23 protein-coding genes are annotated in these 26,375 nt (G+C 71.3%); 8 read left to right on the top strand and 15 right to left on the bottom strand.

Annotated features, from left to right (window positions below; genetic code table 11):
• Window positions 1-26: 26 nt before the first annotated feature.
• Together CCN39_RS02090 and CCN39_RS02085 are read right to left on the bottom strand one after the other, a co-directional pair.
• Window positions 27-692 carry a YdcF family protein gene (locus CCN39_RS02090; protein ID WP_086838106.1) on the bottom strand — a complete coding sequence of 222 codons (666 nt, stop codon included), beginning with the start codon at window positions 690-692 and terminating at the stop codon, window positions 27-29.
• Window positions 692-2,488 carry a Xaa-Pro dipeptidyl-peptidase gene (locus CCN39_RS02085; RefSeq protein WP_086838105.1) on the bottom strand — a complete coding sequence of 599 codons (1,797 nt, stop codon included), beginning with the start codon at window positions 2,486-2,488 and terminating at the stop codon, window positions 692-694. The genes CCN39_RS02090 and CCN39_RS02085 overlap by 1 nt, the downstream gene beginning before the upstream one ends.
• An 84-nt stretch (window positions 2,489-2,572) precedes the next feature.
• Between CCN39_RS02085 and CCN39_RS02080 the strand changes: the two genes are divergently transcribed.
• Window positions 2,573-4,132 (top strand): DUF4139 domain-containing protein, encoded by a 1,560-nt coding sequence (locus tag CCN39_RS02080; RefSeq protein WP_086838104.1) that lies wholly within the window; start codon window positions 2,573-2,575, stop codon window positions 4,130-4,132.
• Window positions 4,133-4,141: 9 nt separating this feature from the next.
• On the top strand, window positions 4,142-4,699 hold the full coding sequence (locus tag CCN39_RS02075) for a hypothetical protein (protein WP_086838103.1): 558 nt from the start codon (window positions 4,142-4,144) through the stop codon (window positions 4,697-4,699).
• On the opposite strand, the gene CCN39_RS02070 is transcribed toward CCN39_RS02075, so the two are convergent.
• The 3 genes from CCN39_RS02070 to pdxR all read right to left on the bottom strand — a co-directional run bounded on the left by CCN39_RS02070 (window position 4,696) and on the right by pdxR (window position 7,085).
• Complete coding sequence (locus CCN39_RS02070; protein ID WP_086838102.1) at window positions 4,696-5,127, bottom strand: CBS domain-containing protein; 432 nt, start codon at window positions 5,125-5,127, stop codon at window positions 4,696-4,698. The genes CCN39_RS02075 and CCN39_RS02070 overlap by 4 nt on opposite strands.
• Window positions 5,128-5,229: 102 nt before the next feature.
• Window positions 5,230-5,676 carry a hypothetical protein gene (locus tag CCN39_RS02065; RefSeq protein ID WP_086838101.1) on the bottom strand — a complete coding sequence of 149 codons (447 nt, stop codon included), beginning with the start codon at window positions 5,674-5,676 and terminating at the stop codon, window positions 5,230-5,232.
• Window positions 5,673-7,085 (bottom strand): MocR-like pyridoxine biosynthesis transcription factor PdxR, encoded by a 1,413-nt coding sequence (pdxR, locus tag CCN39_RS02060; RefSeq protein WP_086838100.1) that lies wholly within the window; start codon window positions 7,083-7,085, stop codon window positions 5,673-5,675. Before pdxR ends, CCN39_RS02065 begins: the two co-directional genes overlap by 4 nt.
• Before the next feature lie 83 nt (window positions 7,086-7,168).
• On the opposite strand from pdxR, the gene CCN39_RS02055 reads away from it, so the two are divergent.
• A complete protein-coding gene (locus tag CCN39_RS02055; protein WP_208630108.1) occupies window positions 7,169-7,741 on the top strand; it encodes a TIGR03086 family metal-binding protein in 573 nt (190 codons plus the stop codon).
• Here CCN39_RS02055 and CCN39_RS02050 read toward each other — a convergent pair.
• The gene (locus CCN39_RS02050; protein ID WP_086838098.1) at window positions 7,734-8,711 is read right to left on the bottom strand and encodes a neutral zinc metallopeptidase; all 978 of its coding nucleotides are present in this window, start codon (window positions 8,709-8,711) and stop codon (window positions 7,734-7,736) included. The two genes, CCN39_RS02055 and CCN39_RS02050, sit on opposite strands and share 8 nt — an antisense overlap.
• A gap of 112 nt (window positions 8,712-8,823) precedes the next feature.
• On the opposite strand from CCN39_RS02050, the gene CCN39_RS02045 reads away from it, so the two are divergent.
• Complete coding sequence (locus tag CCN39_RS02045; protein WP_086838097.1) at window positions 8,824-10,836, top strand: prolyl oligopeptidase family serine peptidase; 2,013 nt, start codon at window positions 8,824-8,826, stop codon at window positions 10,834-10,836.
• Here CCN39_RS02045 and CCN39_RS02040 read toward each other — a convergent pair.
• Window positions 10,826-11,140 (bottom strand): DMT family transporter, encoded by a 315-nt coding sequence (locus CCN39_RS02040; RefSeq protein ID WP_086838096.1) that lies wholly within the window; start codon window positions 11,138-11,140, stop codon window positions 10,826-10,828. The genes CCN39_RS02045 and CCN39_RS02040 overlap by 11 nt on opposite strands.
• On the bottom strand, window positions 11,140-11,751 hold the full coding sequence (locus CCN39_RS02035; RefSeq protein ID WP_167454948.1) for an FMN-dependent NADH-azoreductase: 612 nt from the start codon (window positions 11,749-11,751) through the stop codon (window positions 11,140-11,142). Before CCN39_RS02035 ends, CCN39_RS02040 begins: the two co-directional genes overlap by 1 nt.
• Before the next feature lie 77 nt (window positions 11,752-11,828).
• Between CCN39_RS02035 and CCN39_RS02030 the strand changes: the two genes are divergently transcribed.
• Both CCN39_RS02030 and CCN39_RS02025 read left to right on the top strand, forming a co-directional pair.
• The gene (locus CCN39_RS02030; protein WP_086838095.1) at window positions 11,829-12,380 is read left to right on the top strand and encodes a TetR/AcrR family transcriptional regulator; all 552 of its coding nucleotides are present in this window, start codon (window positions 11,829-11,831) and stop codon (window positions 12,378-12,380) included.
• A gap of 17 nt (window positions 12,381-12,397) precedes the next feature.
• Window positions 12,398-13,585, top strand: a complete 1,188-nt coding sequence (locus CCN39_RS02025; RefSeq protein ID WP_086838094.1) for a Shedu anti-phage system protein SduA domain-containing protein — start codon at window positions 12,398-12,400, stop codon at window positions 13,583-13,585.
• Between the two features lie 11 nt (window positions 13,586-13,596).
• Here CCN39_RS02025 and CCN39_RS02020 read toward each other — a convergent pair whose 3' ends face one another.
• On the bottom strand, window positions 13,597-14,781 hold the full coding sequence (locus CCN39_RS02020; protein ID WP_143263904.1) for a hypothetical protein: 1,185 nt from the start codon (window positions 14,779-14,781) through the stop codon (window positions 13,597-13,599).
• A gap of 67 nt (window positions 14,782-14,848) precedes the next feature.
• Window positions 14,849-15,541 carry a TetR/AcrR family transcriptional regulator gene (locus CCN39_RS02015; RefSeq protein ID WP_086838092.1) on the bottom strand — a complete coding sequence of 231 codons (693 nt, stop codon included), beginning with the start codon at window positions 15,539-15,541 and terminating at the stop codon, window positions 14,849-14,851.
• A gap of 88 nt (window positions 15,542-15,629) precedes the next feature.
• Here CCN39_RS02015 and CCN39_RS02010 point away from each other — a divergent pair, with 88 nt between their 5' ends.
• On the top strand, window positions 15,630-17,150 hold the full coding sequence (locus CCN39_RS02010) for an FAD-dependent monooxygenase (RefSeq protein WP_086838091.1): 1,521 nt from the start codon (window positions 15,630-15,632) through the stop codon (window positions 17,148-17,150).
• Between the two features lie 47 nt (window positions 17,151-17,197).
• Here CCN39_RS02010 and CCN39_RS02005 read toward each other — a convergent pair whose 3' ends face one another.
• The 3 genes from CCN39_RS02005 to CCN39_RS01995 all read right to left on the bottom strand — a co-directional run bounded on the left by CCN39_RS02005 (window position 17,198) and on the right by CCN39_RS01995 (window position 22,361).
• Window positions 17,198-21,085 carry a vitamin B12-dependent ribonucleotide reductase gene (locus CCN39_RS02005; RefSeq protein WP_086838090.1) on the bottom strand — a complete coding sequence of 1,296 codons (3,888 nt, stop codon included), beginning with the start codon at window positions 21,083-21,085 and terminating at the stop codon, window positions 17,198-17,200.
• Between the two features lie 30 nt (window positions 21,086-21,115).
• Entirely contained in the window at window positions 21,116-21,610 is a 495-nt protein-coding gene (gene nrdR / locus CCN39_RS02000; RefSeq protein ID WP_086838089.1) for a transcriptional regulator NrdR, read from the bottom strand.
• A 277-nt stretch (window positions 21,611-21,887) separates the two neighbouring features.
• Entirely contained in the window at window positions 21,888-22,361 is a 474-nt protein-coding gene (locus CCN39_RS01995; RefSeq protein WP_086838088.1) for a LysM peptidoglycan-binding domain-containing protein, read from the bottom strand.
• A gap of 360 nt (window positions 22,362-22,721) precedes the next feature.
• Between CCN39_RS01995 and lexA the strand changes: the two genes are divergently transcribed.
• Window positions 22,722-23,381, top strand: a complete 660-nt coding sequence (gene lexA, locus CCN39_RS01990) for a transcriptional repressor LexA (RefSeq protein WP_049878229.1) — start codon at window positions 22,722-22,724, stop codon at window positions 23,379-23,381.
• A 486-nt stretch (window positions 23,382-23,867) separates the two neighbouring features.
• Here lexA and CCN39_RS01985 read toward each other — a convergent pair whose 3' ends face one another.
• Both CCN39_RS01985 and hflX read right to left on the bottom strand, forming a co-directional pair.
• Complete coding sequence (locus CCN39_RS01985) at window positions 23,868-24,869, bottom strand: esterase-like activity of phytase family protein (RefSeq protein ID WP_086838087.1); 1,002 nt, start codon at window positions 24,867-24,869, stop codon at window positions 23,868-23,870.
• 52 nt (window positions 24,870-24,921) lie between these two features.
• Window positions 24,922-26,370: a GTPase HflX gene (gene hflX / locus CCN39_RS01980; protein WP_086838086.1), complete on the bottom strand. Its 1,449-nt coding sequence runs from the start codon at window positions 26,368-26,370 to the stop codon at window positions 24,922-24,924.
• Between the last annotated feature and the right edge of the window lie 5 nt (window positions 26,371-26,375).

Raw genomic sequence — 26,375 nt, 5'->3', positions numbered from 1 at the left:
GTAAGTCGCCTGACCTGCGGAAACCGTTACATTGAGTCACCCTCGCCGCGGAAAGTGACGAGCCGCTGCGTGAACCCGGCTTCGACCAGCCGGTGGAACGCCCGCTCGACCTCGGCGGGAACGCGCTGCGGGATCGCGAAGCCCCGCTCCGCGTACTCGGTGATCCGCTGGGTCTCGCCGACGAGCATGCCGATCACGCGCTCGGCGTCTTCTTCCGCGCTGAGGTGGTCTTCGAACGACGCCGCCTTCGACGCGCACACCACGTCGACTTCGGGCCAGAGCCGCTTGGCCGTCGCGTACGCGCGGCGCTGCTGGTACGGCCGAGTCACCAGCGTCACGGACCGAACGGCACGGCCGGCCAGCAGCCGGCGGGTGAACACGATGTTCTCCCCCGTGTGACGGGCCTCGGGTTCGACCAGGATCGCCTCGTCCGGCACCCCGAGGTCCAACGCGATCTCGCGGTAGTGGACCGCTTCGCCGCGCGGGAAGCGGGCCACTGTCGTCGGGGCGTTGGCGCCGGTGAACACGAGCAGCGGGAAGCAGCCGGCGTGGAACAGCTCCGCCGCGTGGACGGCCACGCCGGGATCGCGGCTGCCCAGCCCGATCCCGGCATCCGACCGCCGCGGCTCGTGCCGCAAGTCGTGGTAGTCCCACAACGTGCGGACGTCGGCCCGGAGGTGCTCCGGCAGCATCAGCCGAACGCGGCCCGCAGCGCCGGCTTGCCGCCCGTCACTGGGAGCGTGACCGACGTCTTCGTGAGGTCGAGCGCGAGCCCCGCGCCCGGCTTCGGCCGCAGCGTGTAGTCGTGGTCGCTGGAGGCGACCAGGACCTCGAGCCGGTGGCCCGCCGCGATGACGTAGTCCTTCGGCATCAGGTCGACGCCGATCCGGTAGGTCTGCCCCGGCGTGATCGGCTCGGTGCGGGCGGGCGACGTGCGGTTCTGCGGGTCGGTCCAGCCGCGGCTGATCACGTGGGACGTGCCGTCGGGGGCGCGGTCGAGCAGGATCGCCGAGACGTTCGCCGCGGGCCGGTCGAACGCCAGCGCCAGGTCGGCGCGAACCGTGCCGGAGAGCCGGACGGCCTGCTTCGCCGCCAGAGTCGCGTACAGCAGGCGGTTGCCGGAGGAAGCGAGCCCGGCCAGCTGCTCGATCGTCTTCGACGAGTCGTCGGCGAGGGTTTCGACGGCCGCCGTGCCCGGCACCGGGTTGCGGGTGTCGATCGTGCCCTTCGAGCGGCCGCCCGGCCACGGGTACACGCGGACGTCGGCGGTGCCCGGCGCCGGCCAGTCGGCCTCGTCGGCCCACGACTTGTCCTCGCGCTGGATCGTCGCCTTCGGCTCGTTCTGGATGCCGTTGTCGATGCCGTAGAGGTAGTGCGACAGCCACTTGTTCAGCGTCGCGAGCCAGACGTCGCGGCGCAGCGAGTACGGGTCCGCGTGCCCGGACTGGTGCAGCCAGATCTTGTGCTCGACGCCGCGGGCCTTGAGCGCCTCGTACCAGGTCGCGACCTGCTCGGTCTTGACGTTCCAGTCGTTGAGGCCGTGCACCGCGAGCACCGACGCGCGCACCTTGCCGACGTCGTTGCGGTAGTTGCGGACGTCCCAGAACGGCGTGTAGTCGCCGGTGACCCGGTCCTGGTCGCGGGTCAGCCCGTCGATCACCGGGCGGCAGACCGCCCGGTCGGCGCGGGTGTAGACGTACTCGGCGAGCACGTCGGCGTCTTCGCCCTGGAACCCGCCGGCCGCGACGACCGCGCCGTCGTTGCGGTAGTACTCGTACCAGCTGGAGATGGCCGCGATCGGCACGATCGTCTCGAGGCCTTCGACGCCGGTGCTCGCGACGGCGTTGGGCAGGGTCCCGTTGTAGGACACGCCCATCATGCCGGTCTTGCCCGTCGTCCAGTCCGCCTTCGCCGCGGCACCGTTCGCGTCCCGCGCGGAGGTCCGGCCGTTGAGCCAGTCGACGACCGAGCGGGCGCCGATCGTCTCGTTGACGTCACCGGTGGTCGGGCAGCCGGTGGAGAGCCCGCTGCCGAGCGATTCGCCGTAGACGACGGCGAACCCGCGCGCGGTGAAGTAGTCCTGGTAGCGCCAGTTGATCGGGGTGGCCGGGCCGACGCCGTGCGCGGCGACGCGCGGGCCTGCCGGGCCACGGGCGTACCCCGGCGCGTACAGCTCGACGTCGACGTCGTGGTTCGCGACGTCGTTGCCGCCGGCGTAGTACGGGCTGGCCTGGTAGACGACGGGCACCTTCAGGCCCTGCTGGGTGGCGCGCGGGCGCACGACCTGGGCGTGCACGAGGTCGTCGGCGCCGTCGTGGTCGCTGTCGACGGGCGCGGTGACCCAGACGTCTTCGCGGACGACGTCGGCCGGGTCGAACACCGGTTGCGCCTGGCCGCCGGTGAACACCGGGGCCGGTGGCGCGGCTTCGGCGACGCCCGCGGTCAGCGGCAGCGCGAGGACGGCGGCGAGCAGGACTGCGGCTTTCACTCAAACCCCCAAGCCGGGCGAAGCGGACGACTGAAGACACTTCCGGTCCGCCCGCGGGGGTGTCAAGAGACTAACGTCGGAGGCATGCCGACCGTCGAAGCGCCGATCACCGCCGTGACCGTCTACCCCCAGCAGGCGCGGATCACCCGCCGGGGCAAGGCTCCGCTCGACGGCGGGCCGCGCCTCACCTTCGCCGGGCTGCCCCCGGCTCTCGACCCGGGCTCGGTGCGCGTCACCGGCAGCGGGCCCGCGCTGATCACCGGCGTCGACGTGCGCACCGAGTGGCACGCGGCCCCGGCCGACGCGGCGTTGGAGGCACTCGTCGAGCAACGGCGGGCCGATCAGGCGACGCTCGACGGCGTCCTGGACGACGAAGCGGCCGAAACGATGAAGGTGGATCTGCTGACTTCGCTGGCGAAGCGCAGCGGCGGCAGCTTCGCGAAGGCGCTGGCTGCGGGGACTGCGGAGCCTTCGCGGGTCGCCGAAGTCACCGACGCGCTGAGCGCGCGGCTGGCCTCCGCGTTGAAGGCGCGCCGGGTGCTGAGCGACCGGATCGCGCGGCTGCGGGAGGACCTCGCCGCGCTCGACCGGCGGATCGAGGCGCACAGCGGCCGGTCCGGACAGGACAGCACCTCGGTGATCGTGGAGCTGGAGATCCCGGACCCCGCCGCGGAAGCGGAGCTGGAACTGTCCTATGTGGTCCCCGGCGCGAGCTGGGAACCGGGGTACGACATCCGGGTGCGCGGCACCGACGTCACCGTGGTGTCGTACGGGCTCGTCAGCCAGTACACCGGCGAGGACTGGCCGGAGTGCGAGCTGGCGCTGTCGACGGCGCGGCCCGCGGTGTCGGTGGTGGTGCCGGAACTCCAGCCGTGGTACCTGGACCGCGTCCTCCCGGAGCCGGGCGGATTCGTGGCCTCGGCGGCGTACGGGGGCGCGGCCGACGGGATCGCGGAGAACGCCCGACGGCAGTTCGCGCCGGCGGCTCCGGCGATGGCGCCCAAACTCGCCTCGGTCGAGCAGGGCACGACGGCGGTGACCTACCGGCCGTCGCGGCCGGTCGCGGTGCCGTCCGGCGCGCAGGGGCACCGGACGACGTTGGCGCAGCTTTCGCTCACCGCCGACCTGGGTTACGTCACGGCGCCGGTGCTGGCGGAGGAGGCGTACTTGCGCGCCACGGTGGAGAACACCTCGGAGCACGCCCTGCGGCCCGGCCGCGCTTCGGTGTTCCACGACGCGGAGTTCGTCGGGACGACGGTGCTGGAGCCGTGGGCTCCCGGCGAAGAGCTGGAGCTGGCCCTGGGCGTCGACGACCGGATCCGGGTGGAGCGGGAACTGGTCCGCCGCACCGCTTCGAAAGCGACGTTGTCGGGACAGAAGCGGCGCGAGGCGCAGTACAATATCTCCGTCGGCAACCACGGGCCCCGTCCCGCCACCATCACCGTTCTGGACCAGGCCCCGGTCTCCCGTGACGACACGATCACGGTGCGGGACGTGAAGACCTCACCGGAACCCGTGGAAACGTCGGCATTGGGCGAATTCACGTGGAAGCTGACCTTGGCCCCGGGGGAAACGGGCGTGGTGACGCTCTCCTACCGCGTGGATGTCGCGAAGGGCGTGGAACTTTCGGGCTGGCGAGAATAGGGGGAATCCGTGACCACACAGGAGTCCGACGAAGTCCGCTTCGGCGGAAAGCGGTTCGCGATCACCGCGGTGGACGGGACCGGGCTGTTCGATCCGGCCGCCCACGGCCTCGAACTGCGGGCGATGCACACGGGCTGCTGGCGCGGCCACGTCGCCCGGTACGTGGTGGTGGACGGGCGGCTGGTCCTGCGCGACCTCCACGTCGGCGCAGCGGACACCCCGCCGCCGCTCGACCGAGTCCGGCCGCGGTGGCGCGCCATGGACCACGCCTGGCACTACACGAAACTGAACCTCGCCACGGAGTTCAGCGGGCGCCTGCTGCTCGGACACGGCCGGTTCCCCGAGCGCCCGTACCTCAACATGGGTTTCCGGCCCGCCTGGGTGTTCACCGACGTCCGCGAACTGACCTTCCGCGACGGCACCCTGCTCGCCGCCGAGGACCTCTCCTCCGAACTGGACGCGGTCCGCGCGGTCGCGCCGGCTCGCCCGGGAGCGGGCGAGCCGGCCGACGACTGGATCGACCGCACTTTCTCTCTCAGCTACGCCTACAGCTGGCCCGGCCACTAACCCTGGGAGATGTAGGCCTGCAGCTGTTCCTGGCTCTGCTCCAGCTGTTCCATCCGGTTCTTCACGACGTCGCCGATGGACACGATGCCGGCCAGCCGGCCGTCGGCGAGGACCGGGACGTGCCGGATGCGCCTCTCCGTCATCAGGACCGACAGCTGGTCCACCGAGTCGTCCGGGGTGCAGCTCGCCACCAGTTTGGTCATGATCTCCGAGACGGGGCCATCGAGCAGGGCCGGACCGTGTTCGTTCAGGCGCCGGACGACGTCGCGTTCCGAGACGATGCCCGCGATCGACCCGTCCGGGGCGACGACCACCATCGCGCCGACGTTGTGTTCGGCCAGTCCGGCCAGCAGCGTGGTCACCGTCGTGTCGGGGGTGACCGTCGCGACCGCCGACCCCTTCTTGCGCAGCAGATCCGCAATCCGCATGGCGATCCTTCCCGTCGGTGAGCTGGATCACCACAGGTTAGGGCCCCTCGGCGCCCCGCGAAAGTCCGGCAAACGGGGCGTCTTCGTGGTATTGGTACCGATTCAGCCGAGCCGGTCGGCCAGGCCGTCCAGCGCCAGCCGGATCCCCGCCGCGTAGTCGTCGTCGCCGAGGGCGTCCAGGCGCGCGCGGGCCAGTGCCAGCTGTTCGCGGGCCGCGGGCAGGTCGCCGAGCTTGCGGTAGTCCTCGCCCAGGTTGAGGTGCAGCGACGGGTAGAAGCCGCGGACGGCCAGGGACGAGTGGTACTCCTGGGCCCGCGAGTCGGTCAGCGAATCGGCCGCGGCCAGGGCCCGCAGGTCCCACTCGAGTTCCTCGGCCGGGTCGTCGCAGACGTCGGCCATGTGGTGGGCCAAGGCGACGCGGTGCAGCGGGTCGCCGTCGTCGCCGATCGACGCCCACAGCTGCGCGAAAGTCGCGTACGCACCGGCGCGGTCGCCGCCGATGTGCTGCCGCAGACCGGCGTCGATCGCCACCATCACGTCGTCGGTCATGCCGCTCCTTCGTCCGCCAGTGCCCGCAGCCGGGCCAGCCCGGGCTCGATCCGCTCGGCCGCGACCGCACCGTAACCGAAGACGAGGCCGTGCCGCCGCTCCCCCACCCCGAAGTCCCCCAGCGAGTACAGCCGGACGCCCTGACGCCGCGCCGCCCGGACCAGCCCACCGCAGTCGGTCGCGGAAACCGCGCTCAGGTGCAGGCCCGCCGTCGACGGCAACGGCGTCAGGAAGTCCGCGAAATCCCGGGCGAGGACGGCGGTGAGGAGTTCGTGCCGGGCGCGGTAGATCTTCCGCATCCGCCGGACGTGCCGGGCGAAACCGCCTTCGGCCATGAACGCCGCCAGCGCGGCCTGCTCGACGTTCGGCGCGTGCCAGTCGGTGAGGTAGCGGGCCTTCACCAGAGCGGGCACCAGCGACGGCGGCGCGATGAGGAACCCCAGCCGCAGGGCGGGCGAAAGCACCTTCGAAAACGAGCCGACGTACACGACGCGACCTCGGGAATCCAGGCTGTGCAAGGGTTCCAAGGGACGTCCGGTGTAGCGGAACTCGGTGTCGTAGTCGTCCTCGACGAGCACCGCGTCGTTCCGCTCGGCCCAGTCGAGCAGTTCCAGCCTGCGGTCCAGCGACATCGACAGGCCGAGCGGGTATTGGTGCGACGGCGTCACGTACACCAGCCGCGTCCCTGCCGGGATGGCGTCGACGACGATCCCGGAGGCGTCCACCGGCACTGGCGCGACACGGACGCCGCGCGCGCCGAGCACCAGCCGCGGCGGCGGGTACCCGGGGTCCTCGACGGCGGCGAGGTCGCCGGCCCGCAGCAGCACCCGCGCGACGAGGTCGGTCGTCTGCTGGGCGCCGGCGGTGACGACGACCTGCGCCGCACTCGCCCGGACGTCCCGCGAAACGCCGGCGTGCCGGGCGATTTCGGCCCGCAACCCGGCGTGCCCCTGCGGGTCGCCGTAGGTCATCAGGTCGGCCTGGCCGGCGCGCAGCCGCTGCGTGATCAGCCGTCGCCAGGTGTCGAAGGGAAACAGCGCGAGGTCGGGGACGCCCGGCCGGAAGTCGAACTCCGGCGCCGGGGCGAACGGCGCGGGCGGCGACGGGACGGCGTCCCACTCCGGCAGCGGCCGCACGCCCGGAACGTCCGGCACCGGCTCGGCGGAAACCGGCGAAGCCGTGACGAACGTGCCCGCGCCGACGCGCCCGGCGAGGAAGCCCTCGGCGGTGAGCCGGTCGTAGGCCGCGCTGACCGTCGTCCGGGAGACCGCCAGCCGCTGCGCGAGCTCGCGGGTCGGCGGCAGCGCCTCGCCGGGCCGGATCCGGCCGGCCAGGATCGCCGCGCGGAGCTGCCGGTAGATCGCGTCGCGGTGGCCGCGCGTCCCGGTCAGGTCGATGTGGATCTCCACCGGCGCCAGTCTAGATTGGCCCACGAAGGTTGCGGCGGGTTTGGCACTGTTCGTGGTCCGCTGGTCCGCCTAACGTGCCCGGTATGGATCTCCGCGAACTCGACCGCCGCACCTTGCTCCTCCTCGACAAGCTGGTCGCCGGCGTGACTCCGGCCGACCTCGCCCGCCCCACTCCGTGCGCCGGCTGGACGCTCGCCGATCTGCTCCGCCACCAGGTCAGCGAGAACCACGCCTTCGCGACGGCGGCGCGCGAAGGGTCGGCTCCCGACTGGGACGCCGGTTCCCTCGGCGACGACGCCTACGCCGCGTACCGGGCGTCCGTCGACGACTTCCTCGACGCCTTCGCCGACGACGCCGTGCTCGAGCGGCAGCTCACCATCAACCACTTCGGCACGTTCCCCGGCGCGATCGCCGCGCACATGCACCTGGTCGACACGGTGGCGCACGGCTGGGACCTGGCCCGCACGCTCGGCCTGCCCTACGAACCGGACGCCGAAGCCGTGTACATCGCGACGAAGCTGGCCGAGCGGATCCCGGACGAAGGCCGCGAAAAGAACGGCTCGTTCGCCCGCAGCGTCGAGGCCCCCGCGGACGCGACCGAACTCGACCGGTTCCTCGCCCTCCTCGGCCGCGACCCCGCCTGGACCCTCAGCTGACCTCGTCGACCGGGGCGCTCCACGTGTTGCACGCCTTCGTGGCCTTGCCGTCGTAACCGGCCTTCGCCCAGGACAGCTGGTGCTCGCGCGAACCGTGGGTGTCGCTGTCGTTGGCCCGGCCGTAGTCGGCGACCGCGGCGTTCGCCAGCGACCGGCTGATCGAGCCCGAGCCGGCGACGGCGGTCAGGAACAGCGCGCCGAAGCAGTTCGCCTGCAGCTCGATCCGGCGCACGACCTCCTTGTCGGCCGCGCTGTCCTCGTCCGGCGAGGTCATCTTGTCCGCCGCCGCGGCGAGGATGCCGCTCTCGCGCTGCACGTGGTGGCCGTATTCGTGGGCGAGCGTCGCGATGTGCCGGGCCTTGTTGAGCCCGGCGTCCGACAGCATCCAGTCGGTCGGGGCGTAGATCGTCGTGTCGCCGCCGCAGTAGTAGGCGACGGCTTCGTTCTCCGTCGGCGCCTCCCCGCACGAGCTGTGCTCCGGCAGCGTCACCGACACGGTGGCGGTGAGCGTCGGCTCGTTCGCCTTCTCCAGCGCCGGGCGCCACGACTGCTCCAGGCAGGTGACGAGCGCGCTGTAGTAGGCCTTGAGCTGTTCGGCCGCCCGGCCGAGCTCGGGCAGGCTGCAGGTGGCGGGCCCGGGGCTGATGCCGGCCCCGAGCAGGGGGTTGCGCGCCAGCTCCGGCACGGCCTTCGGGGGCTTCCCGGTGTCACCGTACGCCCGGCCGGGATCGGCACCCTGCGCGGCGAACGCGTGGCCGTCCACGCGGTGCGGGATGGTGGCGGCGATCAGCGAGATGGACACCACGACGATCAGGACACCGGTGACGGCGCCCCAGAGCCGGGTGCGCGGCGGCGCGATCGGGACGGGCGGGGCCACCGCCCAGTTGGGCGCCCACGGGTTCGGCTCCGGGACCCACGCGGGTTCCGGTGGCCGGGCCGCCCCCGGCCATGACGGTTCGGCGTCGTTCACGGTCTCCCCCTGCTGTGTGGCACCAGCATACGGACCGCCCGGGAGGCAGGGATCACGAAACGAAAACGCCACCGGGTGGCCGCAGGGCCGCCAACCAGGCGAGACTGTCGGCATGAGTGTGGAGGATCCTTACCTGTGGCTGGAAGACGTGACCGGCGACGAGGCGCTCGGCTGGGTGCGCTCCCGCAACGACGAGACGCTGGCCGAGCTGACCACCGGCGCGCGGTTCGCCGAACTGCGTGACGAGCTGCGCGAGGTGCTCGACGCCGACGACCGGATCCCGTACGTGCGCCGCCGCGGCGAGTTCCTCTACAACTTCTGGCAGGACGCGAGCCACCCGCGCGGCCTGTGGCGGCGGACGACGCTGGAGTCCTACCGGCAGCCCGAGCCCGAATGGGAGCTGCTGCTCGACGTCGACGCGCTGGCCGAGGCCGAAGGCGAGAACTGGGTCTGGCAGGGCGCGGCCGTGCTGCGGCCGGGCTACCGGCGCGGCCTGGTCGAGCTGTCCCGCGGCGGCGCGGACGCCACCGTCGTCCGCGAGTTCGACCTCGACGCGCACGAGTTCGTCGCGGACGGCTTCACGGTCCCGGAGGCGAAGACGCGGATCGGCTGGATCGACGAAGACCGCGTCTACATCGGAACGGACTTCGGCCCGGGTTCGCTGACCAGCTCCGGCTACCCGCGGCTGGCCAAGGAGTGGCGCCGCGGCACGCCGCTCTCCGAAGCCGTCACCATCTTCGAAGGCAAGCCGGACGACGTTTCGATCGGCGCGTCCCACGACCCGACCGAAGGCTTCGAACGCGACTTCGTCAGCCGCGCGATCGACTTCTACCGCTCGGAACTGCACCTGAAGACGCCCACCGGCCTGGTCAAGATCGACGTCCCGGACGACGCGAGCGCGTCCGTGCACCGCGAATGGCTGCTGGTGCGGCCGCGGACGGCGTGGACCGTCGGCGGCACGGAACACCCGGCCGGCTCGCTGATCGCCATCCTCTTCGATGCCTTCCTGGCCGGCGATCGCGATTTCACGACGTTGTTCACGCCCGACGAGCACACGTCGCTCGAGTACTGGGCCTGGACGCGCCACCACCTGCTGCTCGGCACACTGCGTGACGTCCGCAGCGAGCTGCGCACCCTGACGCCGGGGCCCGGCGCCTGGACCGAAGAGCCCCTCGCCGGTGGTCCCGAGTTCGGCAGCGCGGACATCTTCGACACCGACCCCGACGTCAGCGACGAGTACCTGATCGACTCCAGCGGCTTCCTCCAGCCGTCGACGCTGAGCTACGGGCACGTCGGCGAAGAGGTCGAAGTGCTGAAGCAGGCTCCGGCGTTCTTCGACGCTTCGGGCATGAGCGTGGCGCAGTACTTCGCGACGTCGGAGGACGGCACGAAGATCCCGTACTTCGTCGTCCGGCCGTCCGGCGCCGAGGGCGGCCCGACGCTGCTGACCGGCTACGGCGGCTTCGAGATCTCGCTGACGCCGTCCTACAGCGGCATGATCGGCCGCGGCTGGCTGGCCCGCGGCGGCACGTACGTCGTCGCGAACATCCGCGGCGGCGGCGAGTACGGGCCCGGCTGGCACACCCAGGCCATCAAGGCGCAGCGCCACCGCGTGTACGAGGACTTCGCCGCGGTGGCCGCCGACCTGGTTTCGCGGGGCATCACGACGCCGTCGCGGCTGGGCATCCAGGGCGGCAGCAACGGCGGCCTGCTGATGGGCGTGATGCTGACGCGCTACCCGGACCGGTTCGGCGCGATCGTCAGCCAGGTGCCGCTGCTGGACATGCGCCGCTACCACCTGCTGCTGGCCGGGGCGTCCTGGATGGCCGAGTACGGCGACCCCGACGACGCCGCGGAATGGGAGTACATCGCGAAGTACTCGCCGTACCAGAACGTCCACAGTGGACGCACGTATCCGCCGTCGCTGTTCGTGACGTCGACGCGCGACGACCGCGTGCACCCCGCCCACGCCCGCAAGATGGTGGCGCGGATGCGTGAGCAGGGGCACGACGTCCGGTATCACGAGAACATCGAGGGCGGCCACGGTGCCGCGGCGGACAACGAGCAGCTGGCGTTCAAGTGGGCGCTGGTGTTCGAGTTCCTGTGGGAGCAGCTCACGAAGTGACGCGGGCGAGCACGACGCCGCCGACGATCAGGGCCAGCGCGGCCACCCGGCCGACGCTGAGCGGGTCCTTCGTCACGACGACGCCGAGCACGATCGCGCCGACGGCACCGATCCCGGTGAACACCGCGTAGGCGGTGCCCACCGGGACGGTGTCCATCGCGCGCGACAGCAGGTAGACCGCGGCGGCGCCGAGCACGAAGCACAGGAGCGTCGGCCACGGCCGGGTGAAGTTCTCCGTCGGTTTGATGCTCTGCGACCAGGCGATTTCGACGAGGCCGGCGAAGATCAGCGTCACCCAGCCCATCAGATCGCCTCCAGTGCCGCGTCGAGCGAGGCCTTCCGCTCCCCGTCGCGCTTTGCCAGCTGCGGGTCGACCAGGGCGTTGGTCAGCTCGGCGTGCACGAACCGGACGTCGTCGACGCCGTAGTGCCCGGCGATGAAGTCCCGCAGGTAGCGCTCGTGGTGGTCGAAGGCGGCTTTGGGGGTGCCGGGCGCGTACGTCCCGCCGCGGGCGCCGGCGATGACGAACTTCTTGTTCCGCAGGACCATCTTCGGGAACGTCACCTGGTCGATCCACGCCTTCAGGGCCGCCGGGATCGAGAAGTTGTACATCGGCGCGCCGATCAGGACGACGTCGGCTTCGAGCAGCTCGGCCAGCAGCGGCTCGACGATCGCCCAGGCCTTCCGCTGGTCCGGCGTCTCGACGACGTCGGCGTAGTGCGCGGGGTCGGTGATCTTCGCGGCGAGCAGGGCGTCGCAGATCCGGGTCCAGGCCTCGCCGATCACCGGAACCGGGTCGGCGGCGAGGTCGCGGTAGGTCCGGGTGCCGGTCCAGCCGGCGGCGTACCGGGCGGACAGCTCACGCGAGAACGACGAGCGGCGGGCGCTGGAGTCGAGGTGCAGCAGGTGGGGCACGATTCCTCCTCAAGTGGACACGGTGTCCACTTGACCTCAACTGGACGCCGTGTCCGGTTATTCCCTAGGCTGCCGCCATGCCCGAACGCGCCGACGCGGCCCGCAACCGCGCGAAGATCCTCGCGGCGGCCGAGGAGCTGTTCACCGCCCACGGCGCGGCCGAGGTGACGATGGAGGACATCGCCCGGGCGGCGGGCGTCGGCCGCGGAACGCTGTACCGCCGCTACCCGGACCGCGCCTCGATCGCCGTGGCGTTGCTGGACGAGCACGAGCGCCGCCTCCAGGAGTCGTTGCTGCGCGGAGACCCCCCGCTGGGACCGGGGGCCCCGCCGTCCGCCCGGCTGGCGGCGTTCTACGAGGCGATGGTGGCGTTGCTGGAGCGGCACGCACCGCTGGTACTGGGCGCGGAGGTCGGCCATTCGCGGTTCACGACGGGCGCGTACGGGTTCTGGCGGACGCACGTGCGGGTCCTGGCGGAGGCGGCGGGGGCGGCGGATCCCGAAGTGCTGGCGGACGTGTTGCTGGCCCCGCTGGCTCCGGAGCTTTTCCTGCACCAGACGTCGCGAGGGGTACCGGTGGAGCGGATCACCGCGACCCTGCGGACGCTGGCTGCGCGACTGCTCGCTTGATCGCCTGGAGGATATCGATGCCCTACACCGACGGGTCGCGGAAGAGAATCCGCTCGGACCAGGTCACGACGCTCTTGCTCGAGTGCATCGACGAGCACGTGACCGACGCGAACGTCAAGGCCGCCATCGCCGACGTTCGCGAGCACCTGGCGAGCAGCCGCAACCGAGGCGGCAAGAAAATGCTGGAGCTGGCCGCGTTCGCGCGCCGAGAGGCACTGGCGGCGGGCGACACCGCGACGGCCGATCGCCTGGACGACCTGGTCGGGCACGCCACCGGACGGATTCTCACCGACGACGTGACGAGGCGGTACCAGCTCTACGAGGCCAGGGAGACCAACCTCGACGCGGTCCAGCTGATGGTCTCGAACACCAACGCCCTGGGGGCCTACCGCGCGAAGGAGTACCTCGAACGCCACCCGGACGCGACCGCGGCCGAACTCGTGCGCCACCTCCAGGAACTCGGCGAGCTGTCGCTCAGGGTGGTCGAAGACCGCGAACACGGCCACTACCGGGTCCTCCGGCTCGACACGGAAGCCCAGGTCTGGCTGGCCGAGGTGCTGACCAGGAGGCTGCGTACCGACTTCGACCCCGGTTCCGGCCCTGGCGGACTCGACCTGACCGATGCGGAGCTGGCGAGCAGGGTCGAAGCGGCGCATCTGCAGCTTCGCCGGGAACGGCTCGCCCTGATCCGCGACGTCGTCGAAAACCCGAACAGCACGGAGGCTCACCTGCAGGCCGCGATTCGCGGCTCCTACTGGCTGTTCGGGGGCAGCTACGTCGGCGAGACGGCGCGACGCCGGTTCACGACCGGCACCGAGGTGGACGTTCCGCTGCTGCGCCCCGACGGATCCCTGCACGTCGTCGAGCTCAAACGAGCGAACACCACCCTCGTCCGGAAGTACCGCGCCTTCGGCCTGATCGTCGACCGTGGTGTGCACGAGGCGGTCAGCCAGGTCGCGAACTACCTCACCGCCTTCGACGAAGACCGCAACGCGATCCGCGGCCGGTACGGCATCGAGTCCCGCCGGGCGAGCGGCACCGTCGTGATCGGGCACCCCGGCTTCCAACCGCAGTTCAGCGAACAGGAAATCGCGGAAACACTCCGCACCTACAACGCCGAGCACGCCCGGATTTCCGTGATCACCTACAAAGAACTGCTGGACAACGCCGAGCGCTCACTCACATTCGCCGACAGCAGCGACTAGAAGAGCCCGCGTCATCGCCGCCGCCGGTGGTAGCCGCGGGCCACGAACACCGTGAGGATCGCCGCCAGCGCGGCCGCTACTGCGGCCGCGACCAGGAGCCAGCGCACACTTTCCGCGTTCGACGGCTGGAGGTCCTGCTGGACGAACACGCGCAGGCTCGCCGCCGTCGACACCGCGCTCAGGAGCGTGAACACCACCAGGAAATACGACAGCCGGCGGCTGCGCTGCGTTCCGATGCGGTTCGCGAGTTCCGAATACGAGCTCCGGAGGGCGCCGAGCCGCTCGGTCAGCCCGTCGATCTGGTCCTGCAGGCGCCACGACTTGTGCACCGCCACCCACAGCTGCTGGTCCAACCGGGACAGGTGCACCGGAGTGGCCGAGACCTTCGACGCGAAGTCGCTGATCCTCCGCTGCACCCGGAGCAGTTCGTCGAGCTCTTCTTCGAGACGGCGCACCCCCTTTCCCGCGGTCTCCTGGGCGAGCACCCGGAACAGCTGCCGGTCGTATTCGATCGCCGTGGCCCACAACGCCTGGTGGGCCTCGATGACGCGGACCGCTGCCTTCCGGCAATCGACGTCGTCGGTCACCAAGCACGCCGTCAAGCCGAGCCGGAGCGGCCAGCGGTGCCGCTCCATCGTGAGTTCGTGGAGCGCGCCGCCGTCCGTGTAGTAGTCGGCGACCTCTTCCGCGACACCCGCGGTGAGCCCGCTGAAGATCAGCGTGTCGTGCACCCACACCGTCCTGGCCTCGCTCCGGCCGCCCCCGAGGTTCGTGGCGAAGTGCTCCGCACACCGCGCGGCCGTCTCGTTCCACCGCTCGGGCGCGAGTTCGTGCAGCCGGTCGATGGCGTGGCGCAGTTCCCGGCAGGTCATGCCGGTGATGTCGACTTCGTAGCCGATCTCCAGCACCCCGGCGCCGGAGTCCCACAGCCGGCACTTCGCCGACCGCAGCCGGAAGCGCGGCTCTTCGCCCTCGGCTTCGACGTCGATGGTCGCCACCCGGTGCGGCAGGTACCGGCGCAGCTCGCCGTCCAGGACCGGCGTGTACATCTGGAGGTCCAGGCCCGGCTCGGCGCTCTCGACGCGGGCCGGGAGCGCGTCGAGGCCGGTCAGGAACGGGATGTGCTGCACGAGCCGCAGCCGGCATCCCGCCGGCAGCCTCCGGCGGGCCGTCGATTCCCGCGTCACATCAGTCATGCCCACCCCATCGCCGCACCGATCGGGTGAGATCGCTGACCCGGGAGCCGGCGTTACACGCTTGTGTTCACCGCCGGGCCCGCGCCGCTACGCCGTCGAGGACGCAGCCGAGCCCGAACTCGAAGACCTCCGCCGCGCTCCACTCCTCCCCCTCGACGACCCGCCGGGTGAACTGCGGGTACTTGCCGCTCGCGAGCACGTCGCGGATGTACGGCCCCACGCTCGCCTGCCACTGCTCCTTCGTCATGCCCGAACGGTGCTGGGCCTGCAGCTCCGCCAGTTCCTGCGTCACCGTGCCGAACACGTACGCCAGCACCACGTCCACCGCCGCCGCCACGAAGGTGATGTCGTCGCTCAACGGCGCCGCCGCCGCGAGGGCGGCCTCGTGACGGCGCAGGGAGTTCGTGCCCAGCGCCGGGCGGCCGGGGACCGCTTCGCCCAGCCACGGATGCCGCAGCAGCGTCGCCCGGACCTGGTGGGCGACGCTGGTCAGGTCGGCGCGCCAGTCGCCGGTGAGTTCGGTGTGCTCGGCGCCCTTGACCTCGTCGATCATCAGGTCCAGCAGCTCGTCGCGGCTCGCGACGTAGCGGTAGAGGGACGCCGTACCCGAACCGAGGTCCGTCGCGACCCGGCGCATCGAGACCGCGGGCAGCCCTTCGGCGTCGGCGATCGCGATCGCCGTCCGCACGATCTGCTCGACGCTCGGGGCCTGACGCCGCGGGCTGCGCCGCTCCTTCGCCCACACCAGCTCTTCGGCCATGCACTTCCTCCGGTCCGTTGCGAACAGCGTACCCCAGTGGCTACGGTGTATCCGTACCGAGCACACCGTATCCACAACTGGGGTGGCCATGACCAGAGTCCTGATCGCCGGCGGCGGCACCGTCGGCCTGTCCGCCGCGCTCTTCCTCGCCCACCACGGCGTTCCGGCGCTCGTCGTCGAACGCGAGCCCGGCCCGTCCGCGCACCCGCGTGCCACCGGGCTCGGCTTCCGCACCATGGAGTTCTTCCGCCAGGCCGGCATCGCCGGCGACGTCGAGGCGGTCGCCGTCCGGCGGGCGGCCACGCTGGGCAAGATCTCCGCCGTCACCCTGACCACGGCGGACCTGCCCGACACGCCGCCCGCGGTCCCGAACAGCCCGAACGTCGTCGCCTCCGAGCTCAGCCCGGGCGCGCTGCGCGGCACCTGCCCGCAGGACCGGCTCGACTCGGTGCTCCTGAGCGCCGCGCGGGAGCGCGGAGCCACCGTCGCCTACTCGACCACGCTCGTGTCGGCCGAGCAGGACGGCGCCGGCGTCACCGCGGTCCTCGACGGGCCCGGCGGGCGTCAGGTGGTCCGCGCGGACTACCTGATCGCGGCCGACGGCGGCCGCAGCGCCCTGCGCGCGGCCCTCGGCATCGGCACGACCGGCCCCGGCGCGCTGGGGAAGCCGCTGCTCAACATCCTCTTCCGCGCCGACCTGACGCCGTACACGAAGGGCCACCACTTCGCGAACTGCACGATCACCACGCCGGAGTCGCCCGGGATGCTGGTGACCGTCGACGCCGAGAAGGACTGGATCTTCCACACCGACCTCGGCGACGAGTCGCCCGGCGACTTCCCGCCGGCGCGCTGCGCCGCGCTGGTCCGGGCCGCGGTGGGCGATCCGGACCTGGCGGTCGAGGTGCTGAGCGTGCTGCCGTGGCGGGTGCGCGGGCTGCTGGCCGACCGCTTCCGCGCCGGCCGGGTCTTCCTGGCCGGCGACGCGGCGCACGCGATCCCGCCGCTCGGCGCGTTCGGCGCGAACACCGGCATCGCCGACGCGCACAACCTGGCGTGGAAACTGGCCGCGGTCCTCGACGGCTCGGCGGGCGAGGCGCTGCTGGACACCTACGAAGCCGAACGCCGTCCGGTGGCGGCGCTGGCGCTCGAGCAGGCGTTGCTGCGCCTGAAGGATCCACGCCTGCACTGGGAGCAGGGCCCCGCGGCGGCGGCCGCCCGCGCCGCGGCCGGGGTGGTCAACGCCCCGGTCGTCCACCTCGGCTACCGCTACGACTCGGCGGCGGTGCTCGGCGCGCGGCCCGAACTCCCGTCCACCGAGGACCTCGTGCTCGACGGGACGCCGGGTTCGCGGCTCCCCCACGCCTGGCTGGCCGACGATTTGTCGACATTGGACCTGGTCGGCGCTCGGCTGACGCTGCTCACCGGCCCCGGCGGCGAATGGCCGCCCACGGACGATTTCGACATCCACATCGTCGAGGACGAAGACTGGCTGCACACCACCGGGATCGCGGGCGGCGGCGGAGTGCTGGTGCGCCCGGACCACTTCATCGCCTGGCGAGGGCAGCCGGACGAGTTGGCCGGGGTGGTGGACCGGGTTCTGGCGCGCTGAACGGGGGTTGAGCCGGGCGGTCGTCCGCCCGGCTCAGCCGGAAACCGTCAGCTGCAGCCCGAAGTGGCGCCGCAGCCTTCACAGGCGTAGCACGAGCCTGCCGGGCGCATCTTCGTTCCGCACGTCATGCAGAGGGGGGCGTCCGCCGCCTTGCCGAGACGGAGCTCCATCAGCTCGGTCGTCGTCTGGGCTTCGCGGTGGGCGGGCTCCGGCTCGTCCGCGTGCGGCTCCGGGGAGGCGTCCACTGTGGACTGCAGCGCCTCCAGGTCGACGCCCGGGTTGCCGTACGTCGCCTCGACTTCGGCCGAACGCTCGTCCGCCGAGAGGATGCCCAGCTGGGAGCGCTTGTCGTGCGGCAGGTAGTCCAGGGCCAGCCTGCGGAACAGGTAGTCCATCACGCTCGTCGCGATGCGGATGTCCGGGTCGTCCGTCATGCCGGCCGGCTCGAAGCGCAGGTTGGAGAACTTCGAGACGTAGAACTCGAGCGGGATGCCGTGCTGGAGGCCGACCGAGATCGACATCGAGAACGCGTCCATCACGCCGGCCAGCGTCGAGCCCTGCTTGCCCAGCTTGACGAAGATCTCGCCGAGGCCGTCGTCCGGGTACGAGCCCGCCGTCAGGTAGCCCTCCGCGCCGCCGACCGTGAACGACACCGTCTGGCTCGGGCGCTTCTTCGGCAGGCGCTTGCGCACCGGGCGGTACTCGACGACCTTCTCGGGCTCGGCGGACGCGGCCGCTGTCTCCTTCTTCGCCGTCGACAGCGGCTGGCCGACCTTGCAGTTGTCGCGGTAGATCGCGAGGGCCTTCAGGCCGAGCTTCCAGCCCTGGAAGTAGATCTCCTCGACCTCTTCGACCGTCGCCGACTCCGGCATGTTGACCGTCTTCGAGATCGCGCCGGACAGGAACGGCTGCACCGCGGCCATCATCCGGACGTGCCCCATCGGCGCGATCGAGCGCTCGCCGACCGCGCAGTCGAACACCTCGTAGTGCTCGGGACGCAGCCCCGGCGCGTCGACGACGTGGCCGTTCTGCGCCACGTACTCGACGATCGCCTCGACCTGCTCGCCCGGGTAGCCCAGCGCCTCCAGCGCGCGCGGCACCGTCTGGTTGACGATCTGCATCGAGCCGCCGCCGACGAGCTTCTTGAACTTCACCAGCGAGAAGTCCGGCTCGATCCCGGTCGTGTCGCAGTCCATCATGAAGCCGATGGTGCCGGTGGGAGCGAGCACCGACGCCTGCGCGTTGCGCCAGCCGTGCTTCGCGCCGATGTCGATGCCCTTCTTCCACTCCTCCGTCGCCAGCGCGCGGACCGCGGCGTCGTTCGAGTGGTAGGTGCGGACGAGCTCGTTCGCCGCCGCGTGCTTGCGCATCACGCGCTGGTGCGCTTCGGCGTTGCGCGCGTAGCCCTCGTACGCACCGACGACCTGGGCCATCTCCGCCGAACGCCGGTACGACACGCCCGTCATCAGCGACGTGATCGCCGCCGCGAGCGCGCGGCCGCCGTCGGAGTCGTACGCGTGGCCGAGCGCCATCAGCAGCGCGCCGAGGTTGGCGTAGCCGATGCCGAGCTGCCGGAACTTCCGCGTGGTGTCCGCGATCGGCTCGGTCGGGAAGTCCGCGAAGCAGATCGAGACGTCCATCGCGGTGATGATGAATTCGACGGCGCGCGCGAACAGCGGCGCGTCGAACGTGCCCTCCGGCGTGACGAACTTCAGCAGGTTCAGCGACGCCAGGTTGCAGCTGGAGTTGTCGAGGTGCATGTACTCGCTGCACGGGTTCGACGCGGTGATCCGGCCCGACTCCGGGCAGGTGTGCCAGTCGTTGATCGTGCCGTCGTACTGGATGCCGGGGTCGGCGCACTCCCACGCGGCCTGCGCCATGGTGCGGAACAGCTTCTTCGCGTCGGTGCGGTCGATGACCTCGCCGGTGAGCCGGGCGCGCAGGCCGAAGTCGGTGCCGTTCTCGACCGCCTGCATGAACTCGTCGGACACGCGGACCGAGTTGTTCGCGTTCTGGTACTGCACCGAGGAGATGTCCGCGCCGGAGAGGTCCATGTCGAACCCGGCGTCGCGGAGGACCTTGATCTTCTCCTCTTCGCGCGCCTTGGTCTGGATGAACTCTTCGATGTCGGGGTGGTCGACGTCGAGGACGACCATCTTCGCCGCGCGCCGGGTGGCACCGCCGGACTTGATGGTGCCCGCGGACGCGTCGGCGCCGCGCATGAACGAGACCGGCCCGGACGCGGTGCCGCCGGAGGTCAGCAGCTCCTTCGAGGAGCGGATGCGGGAGAGGTTCAGCCCGGCGCCGGAGCCGCCCTTGAAGATCAGGCCCTCCTCGCGGTACCAGTTGAGGATCGACTCCATCGTGTCGTCGACGGCGAGGATGAAGCAGTTGTGGACGCGGAGGTTTCCGGAAAGGTACTCGCCGGATTCCGTCTGGATGTCGTAGACCGGCAGCTCGCCGCGGCTTTCGATCGCGGCGATCTCCAGCCGCTTCGTCTCGTGGGCGGCCAGGCCGGGCTTTTCGAACGAAGCCTCCAGCTTCGCGGTCTTCACGGGATCGATGAAGCCGATCTCGTCCGCGAAGATCCGCCGGTCGCCGGCGTTCTGGATCCGGATGCCCCAGAGGTCGTGCCGGTTCGGGCGGCTCTCCTTCTTCCGGCCCACGCGAGCGAAGATGCCGAACCGGGCCAGCAGCTGCTGGAGACCACGGACCAGGTCTTCGCCGATCATGTCCAGCGCGACCAAAGTGGACCGTTCCCGCGCGGAGACATAGCCCTCGGCCTGGAAGATGCTCCGCAGGTACGCGGCCACGACCGGAAGCGGCGCCGTGTACAGGTGCTCCGGCACCTCCATCTCGACCCCGCGAGCACGCAAGCCCCAGGCTTCGACGAAGTTCTCGAGGACGTTGCCGTAGAGCCGGGTTCGGCGGCAGTCGAGGGTCTCGTCCTGGGTTTCGACGGCGCGTTCGTGGCGGTGGACACCCGGGAAGACCCGGTCGAGCGCCGTACGGACCCAGGCCAGCTCGGCGTCGTTCACCGTCATCGCTTCGATGGTCAGCGAGCGGTTCGTCCCGTCGTACTGGCCGACGAAGCCGTCCGACTGCAACCAGCCCGCCAGCGCGGCTTCGGCGATGTCGGCGTCCCGGATCTCTTCCTCGCCGAAAGCACTGCGGCGGTGCCATTCGAGCTGGTCTCCGACCTGGAGCTCGCCGGCGGGCACGAACTTCCCGCCGCCCGCACTCGCACGCCAGACCAGGTGGTCGGCCGTGACGTCGAGGACGTGGCCCGACTTCGTCGTGACGCGCAGGACTTCCTTGATCCCGTTCGCCTTGGTGGCGACGACCTTGGTCAGCCCGTGCGCGTCGTAGACCTTGGCCCCCACGGCGTTCAGCTCGACGAAGCGGCCGATCGGCACGGCGCCACCGGGAGTGCTCACCAGGGCGTCGTACGGCTGGCAGGCGCTGACCTGCTGCTTCGACGGCGTACCGACGTTGAACCAGACCGGGGAGTTGAAGCTGAAGACCTGGTGCAGCAGCATCCAGGTGAGTTCGTGCTCGAAGATCTCGAGGTCCTGCGGCGTGGCGAAGTAGCCGTGGTCGCGCGCGGCCTTGACGTACGTCTGCACGACGCGGTCGATGAGCTGCTTGAGGCTGCGCTCGCGCTGCGGGCTGCCGACGGCGCCGCGGAAGTACTTGCTCGTGACGATGTTGGTGGCGTTGACCGACCAGAACTCGGGGAACTCGACGCCGCGCTGCTCGAAGTTGACCGAGCCGTCGCGCCAGTTCGTCATGACGACGTCCCGCTGTTCCCAGGTCACCTGGTCGTACGGGTGCTGCCCCTCGGTCGTGAAGACGCGCTGCACGCTCAGCCCGCCGGCGGCCTTGCCCTTCTTGCCGGTGGCCGCGCGGGCCCCCGTTCCCACGGTTTCCGTCATCGGTTGAACCCTCTCCCGCAGCGGGACGGCTCAGTCGCCGTCTTCGCGCTGATCGCTGACCTTCTCGGCAGCAGCACCCGCCATGGCCTCACGCAGGTCGGCGATCTCCTTCTCGAAGTCCTCGACCGAGGAGAAGGAGCGGTAGACACTGGCGAACCGGAGGTAGGCGACCCCGTCGAGCTCACGCAGCGGGCCCAGGATGGCCAGGCCGACCTCGTGACTCGGGATCTCCGCCAGCCCGGCGGAGCGGATCGACTCCTCCACGCGCTGCGCGAGCTGCTGCAGCGCGTCGTCGTCGACCGGCCTGCCCTGGCAGGCGCGGCGGACGCCGCTCACCACCTTGTCCCGGCTGAACTGTTCGGTGACCCCGGACCGCTTGACGACGGCGAGCACCATCGTCTCCGACGTCGTGAACCGCCGTCCGCACGACGCGCACGAGCGCCGCCTGCGGATCGCCTGGCCTTCATCCACCTCTCGGGAGTCGACGACCCGAGAGTCCGCATGCCGGCAGAACGGGCACCTCATCCGCCGATCACCTTCCCCTCCTCGCCGGCTGCCCGCGGTCGACGTCCCCGCGGCCACCATGCACCCCTGCACCTGGTGATCGTTTTGTGGACATCCGGTGGGTAAAAGCCGACCAGCTGTGGACAACTGCTGTCCAGTCTACCCCAACCTGTGGACCAACTACAGCGGTGTAACTACTACATATAGCGGCGAAGGGTAGAACTCGAGAGGTGCGGGCGCAAGCGGCGCGCCGGGCGCGATCCTCGCCCGGGTGAGTGCGGTTGACGACCCGCGCGGATCAGGGTGCGGGGACGGCGGCCGGGTCCGCCACCGGGACCGTGAGCGGCAGCCCGGGCACGAGAACGGCCTGGTCCAGGCGATTCAGTTCCTTGATCCGGGCGACAACCGCGCCAGGCTCACTGTCTGGCGCGAATCGCGCGGCCAGCGAAGCCAGCGTGTCGCCCTGGCCGACGGACACCGTCGCGGTCCGCTCGGGCACCGGGGCGCCGGACGCCCCGCTCCCCAGAAGACCCAATCCGGTGACCATGAGGCAGCTCGCGACGGCGAGTGCGGCGAGCCAGGGCCACCGCACCGAAACCCGGCGCGGCGCCGCGCACGGTGCCCCGGCCGGGCGCCGGCCCGCCACGACCCGCGCGCGCGTCGGCGGGCGGTGCACCTCGCCGCGGCGACCGCGCAGGACGCGCACGGGACGAAGGGGCGCCGGGACCGGGGTCGCCGGGCGAACGTGTCCGCGTTCGGCCAGAATGGACATCCGAACCTCCTCGAAACCCTGTGTCCGCCCGTTTCCCGGACCGGGGGCGGCCCGTGGATCAAGGTCGAACAGGCGTTCTATCGAACGCCCGTGCGAAGGTCTACCACCTGCCACCGACAAAATCGAGCGGACACGGCGTGTCGATCGAACAGATGTTTGAAATCGTCGTGCCCGGGGGCTAACGTCGGTGACCAGGGCATCTGCCGGGCAGATGCCGCCCGGCGAGGCTGCCCGCACCCCGCGGGCGGCGGCCGGCGCGCAGATACGTGCAGCGAACGTCTGGGAGGCGACGCAGTGGCGAAGGAGAACAAGGCGGGCAGGACCAGTGGGTCCCCCGGCGGCTCGGGCAAGGTGCACGCCATGCCCGAGGTGTACGACGTGGACGAGACCCTCACCGTCCGCCAGCAGCAGGTGCTCGACGTGATCCGCTCGTGGGTGAGCCGGTTCGGCTACCCGCCGAGCGTCCGCGAAATCGGCGAGGCGGTCGGGCTGACCTCGACGTCGTCGGTCTCGCACCAGCTGCGCGCGCTGCAGCGCAAGGGCTACCTGCGCCGGGACGCGAACCGCCCGCGCGCGGTCGGCGTGCTCTCGGCGACCGACGACAACCCCATGGGCATCGAGATGGACCAGCAGCCGGTCATGCCGAAGGCGGCGTACGTGCCGCTGGTCGGCCGGATCGCCGCCGGTGGCCCGGTGCTGGCCGAGCAGGCCATCGAGGACGTGTTCCCGCTGCCGCGGGAGATCGTCGGCGAGGGCGAGCTGTTCCTGCTGAAGGTCACCGGTGACTCGATGATCGACGCGGCCATCACCGACGGCGACTGGGTCGTGGTCCGGCAGCAGCCGGACGCGGACAACGGCGAGATCGTCGCGGCGATGATCGACGGCGAGGCCACGGTCAAGACGTTCAAGCGCAAGGGCGGCCACATCTGGCTGATGCCGCACAACGAGGCGTACGAGCCGATCCCCGGCGACGACGCCACGGTGCTCGGCAAGGTCGTCGCGGTTCTGCGACGTCTCTAGGAGGTCGCTTCCGGGCTATCGCACGGCCCGGGAGGTTCACCTGATCGGATGATCTTCGGCCGTGGGGAGCCGAACCAGCCGAGACCGACCACCGCGAACGTGATCCCGGCGGTAGGCAGGACGGGAAGCCCGGACCCGTCCTCCGCCGAGCCGGACGACGCGCTCGTGCCGGTCGAGGTCGTTCCCTCCGCCGGTGCGCCGGACTGCGCGGCCACTGCCGCCGCGCCCCGCACCGTGCGGAGGGGCTGGCTCACGGCCCGTCGCTGTGAAGCCGCGGCCTCGGGCAGTGGGTAGAGACGGCCGGATCGAGCTGGCGGCCGGTCCACGGGCTGGCGCGGGCGCAATCGAGTAGGCGGCCAGCCCACGAGCGAGCGCGGGCGGAGTCCAGCAGCGGTAGGCGCGCGGCGGAATCGAGCAGGCGGCTGGCCCACAAGCGAGCGCGGGCGAGTCGAGCAGCCAGTGAGAGTCGAGCAGGCGGGCGGGCGCTCAGCCTCGGCGGCGGCGCACCCTGCTGAACCCGAACCAGCCCAGGCCCACCACAGCCACCGCGATACCCGCCGCCGGCAGGACCGGCACTCCGCCGCCGTCCGGTGCTTCGCCGGCGGCGCTCGAAGCCGGTGTTCCGTCCGACGATGGCGCGGCCGAAGCGGCCAGTGCCGCCGCGCCCGGGACCGTGCGGAGGGGCTGGCCCACGCCTTCGCTTCCCGAAATCAGCGTCCCGTCGGGGTCGAACGCGATCGCCTCGCCCTGCTTCTCCCCCGGCAACGGGATCCGCACCGGGTTGCGCTGCAGCGCCGCCAGCACGTCGCCGTCCGGAGCCGCGTACACATACGCGTCCGTGTACGTCCGCAAGGCCACCGCCGTTCCGTCGGCCGTCGAAGCGCCGCCCGTCACCAGGACCGAGCCGATCGACCCCACCGGGCCGCCCTGGGTGTCCGTCGACGCGATCTTCACCGTGCCCACCTTCTCCAAGGTGGTCGGGCCCGGGCTCGCCAGCGGCCCTGAAGGCCGGTACACGCGAGCCTCGCCGAGGATGTCCTTGGTGATCAGGTACGGCGTGCCCGCCTTGTCCATGATCAGCGCTTCGGTGTCGTGCTGGCCGTCCGGGTACCGGAGCCGGTGCAGCGTCACCTTGCCCTGCGGGTTCATCTCCAGCAGGGCGACCGTCAGCCGGCCCTTCTGGTTGTCGCCGGTGTCGGACAGCCACAGCGTCCCGTCGGGCGTGCGGGCCAGGTCCTCGACGTCGAACGGGTCCGTCTTGTCCGTGAGGACCTTCTGCACCTTGCAGTCGCGGCCCAGCACGAACACCTGGACCTTGCTGCCGCCGTCGTTGATCGCGTACAGCTTCGACCCGTCCGAGACCAGGCCGGACAGCTCGCCGATCCGGGAGTCCTTCATCGTGCACAACGGCTGGGGCGCCTCGGCCGCCGAAGCGGGCACCGACCCGCCGAACACGGCCAAGAAGACCAACGCGACAACCCAGCGCACCCAGCCACCTCCGTAGTGTGCGACTCCTTCAGCCGCACACTACGGAGACGTGTCAGGCCCTGGTCGAGTTGGTCTCGTACTCGCGCAAAGCCGCCGCGAAGTCCGGGCGGACCCGCACCAGCAGGCGCGTGCCCTCCTCGGCGTGCTCCTCTTCGAGGACCTCGCCGTCCGCGTGCGCCCGCGCGACCAGCTCGCCGCGCGAGTAGGGCACGAGGACCTCGACCGTGACCTCCGGCCGCGGCAGGCGGTCGGCGATCACCTCGACGAGCTCCGGGATGCCCGCCCCGGTCCGGGCCGAGACCTGGACCGACCCGGCCAGCGCGTGCCGCAGGCGGGCCAGGCTGACCTCGTCGGACGCGTCGGTCTTGTTGATCACCAGCAGCTCCGGCGGGAGCGGCTCCTTGCGCTTGCGCGTGATCTCGCCGAGCACCTCGCGCACCGCGCTGACCTGCTCTTCGGGTGCCGGGTCGGACCCGTCCACCACGTGCACGAGCAGGTCCGCGTCGGCGGCCTCCTCCAGCGTCGAACGGAACGCGTCCACCAGCTGGTGCGGCAGGTGCCGCACGAACCCGACGGTGTCGGTCAGCGTGTAGCCGCGGCCGTCCGGCGTCTGCGCGCGCCGGGTGGTCGGGTCGAGGGTGGCGAACAGCGCGTCCTCCACCAGCACCCCGGCCCCGGTCAGCGCGTTGAGCAGGCTCGACTTGCCGGCGTTGGTGTAGCCGACGATCGCCACGCTGGGCACCTCGTTGGCCAGCCGCCGCCCGCGCTTGGTCTCGCGGATGGTGTCCATGGCCGCGATCTCCCGGCGCAGCTTCGCCACGCGCTTGTTGATCCGCCGCCGGTCGGTCTCGAGCTTGGTCTCACCGGGACCGCGCAGGCCCACGCCGCCGTTCGCGCCACCGGCGCGGCCACCGGCCTGCCGGGACAGCGACGCACCCCACCCGCGCAGCCGCGGGATCAGGTACTGCAGCTGGGCCAGCTCGACCTGCGCCTTGCCCTCCTTGGACCGGGCGTGCTGGGCGAAGATGTCGAGGATCAGGGCGGTCCGGTCGATCACCTTGACCTTGACCTTCTCCTCGAGCTGCCGCAGCTGGCCCGGTGAGAGCTCGCCGTCGCAGATCACGGTGTCGGCGCCGGTGGAGGAGACGATGTCCCGCAGCTCCCGCACCTTGCCCGAGCCGATGTAGGTGGCCGGGTCCGGCTTGGTCCGCCGCTGGATGAGGCCTTCGAGGACCTCCGAGCCCGCCGTCTCGGCCAGGCGCGCCAGCTCGGCCAGCGACGCCTCGGACTGCAGGGCCGTGCCCTCGGTCCACACGCCGACCAGCACGACGCGCTCGAGCCGCAGTTGCCGGTACTCGACCTCGGTGACGTCGTCCAGCTCCGTGGACAGTCCCCTGACCCGGCGCAGCGACGCCCGGTCCTCGAGCTCCATTTCGCCTGTCGACGGGTCGCCGTCGTACAGGTCGTCGTCGTGGTCTTCGGTGTGTGTCAGTTCTGTCATCGTGC

The sequence above is a fragment of the Amycolatopsis kentuckyensis genome, assembly GCF_002155975.1.
GTDB lineage: Bacteria > Actinomycetota > Actinomycetes > Mycobacteriales > Pseudonocardiaceae > Amycolatopsis > Amycolatopsis kentuckyensis.
The sequence above is the reverse complement of the archived record's forward strand: the minus strand, read 5'-3'. Positions and strand labels throughout refer to the sequence as shown.